The organism is Bartonella sp. TT110JLCBS (assembly GCF_042193405.1).
Classification (GTDB): domain Bacteria; phylum Pseudomonadota; class Alphaproteobacteria; order Rhizobiales; family Rhizobiaceae; genus Bartonella.
Window position 1 is genome coordinate 3,846 of sequence record NZ_JBHILT010000043.1, and the last position, 1,333, is coordinate 5,178.

Consider the following 1,333-nt stretch of genomic DNA (forward strand, 5'->3'; position numbering starts at 1 on the left):
TCACAACAAAAACGCCACCACTTTGAAGGACACCTTCGGATGTATTCTTCAGAAAGGCTTGTTGCGGATCGGCGCCTTCTTGTGTGCTTACCATCAAATGCAAATCATCGGTTGCAATAAACGTCCCTTGATTGGTAAATGCACCAATATGAGCATCGACACTCTCACCGCGCATTGTGCCGCTATTGATAACCCCATCACGCACTTGAAGGGTTAATGCTCCTTCTTGAGCTTCCACAGTCCCTGCTTGGGTTAAAGCATCAGCACTTAAAACCACATCATAACTTAAAATCGTGCTCTCTTGAGAGGTTGTGAGCATGCCCCCCGCTGTCAAGGCAACCTGCTGCATGCTGACAATATCACCCGTGTGATTGAGGGCACCATGGGCATCCAGCGTTATCTTCCCATTAGACCAGACAGTGCCTTCTTGGATCAGGGCACCGTGATGCGCATAAAGGTCAATTTTTTGCTCTGCCACTAAGCGCGCGCGTGATGTAAGCTCTGCTGCTTCCACCAAAAGAGAGCCGCCGGCGCTATAATGTCCAGCGCCTACAGTGAGCGCATCATCGGCGCTCAAGACAATATTCCCCTTGGCACCAATATGGTTGTTTAAAGCGCTGATTTGATTGGTTTTAATGGTCAGATCGCCAAGGGAAGAAACCCCTGTTTGATCATTGTCTTGCATGCGGCTCAGATCAATTGTTGCTGCTTGGATCTCTAAAAGATCACCGGCGGCTATCCGCCCATTCCCCGCCTCAAGCTTTGCTGCCTGTAAATGCAAAGAACCCGTCGCTGACTGTTGACCATCACTCCCAATACCGCTTGCTAGAAGAGCATGGGACTGGAGCTTGATCAGATCGGCGCCCACATCAACAGTACCGCTCGCTGCAACGCGAGCTTGCTCAGCCAGTTCAACATGTTTCAAAGCCTTCAGTTCAACTGCTTCTTCTGAGAAAAGCAGATCTTTCACATGTACACTATCGTGGTGGGAGTGAGCCTTCACCGCTCCTTTGGCACGTGCTTTGGCAATTACCAGCTTGCCATCACTTGTCAATCTCATGGCGCCTGCATTGGCAACCATGTCTCCGCGCATCTTAACGCCCGCACCTTTATCATTGGCAATCACGCGAATCTGCCCCGCATACATTCCACCAAACTCACTGGAATCAATCGCCAATTCCGGCTCTTTGCCATCAGAACCAAGAGAAGTTGCTTCGCGTTTGTCATAATCAAAATGATTGCGCCCCGCGATAACAGCCAAATCTCCTTTGACCTGTATGGGACCCCCGACACTGATCTTGCGCGAAACAAGATCAAAAATATCTAATGCACT

Annotated in this window: 1 pseudogene; it reads right to left on the bottom strand. The window is 49.7% G+C overall.

The features are described 5' to 3' along the window. Positions 1-1,333 (bottom strand): annotated as a pseudogene (locus ACFILW_RS08745) (filamentous hemagglutinin); the annotation flags it as partial.